Annotated in this window: 1 protein-coding gene; it reads left to right on the forward strand. The window is 67.3% G+C overall.

Annotated features, from left to right (window positions below; all coding sequences use genetic code 11):
• A partial coding sequence (locus tag KVT38_RS33930) for an EamA family transporter (protein ID WP_217598108.1) occupies nucleotides 1-251 on the forward strand: 251 nt, incomplete at both ends.

The raw sequence follows: 251 nt of genomic DNA on the forward strand, positions 1-251 counted from the left end.
ATAGGCCTGTACGCGTCGGGCACCGCAGGCTTCTGGATCCAGGCGCTGCTGACGCACACCTGGCAGCCGTACGATTGGCGCGTCTGGACCGCCGGAGCGGACATCGGCCTGGGCTCAGCCTGGGGCAACCTGCTGTTCATGCGGGCGATCGGACGCGGTCCCGCCAGCCTCGTCTCTCCGATCACGAACGCGAATATCGTCATCGTACTGGTCGCAGGCCTCGTCTGGTGCGGGGAGACGCCGCACACCAC

Origin of the sequence: Cohnella sp. GbtcB17, from assembly GCF_019091135.1 — a bacterium.
Lineage (GTDB): Bacteria > Bacillota > Bacilli > Paenibacillales > Paenibacillaceae > Cohnella.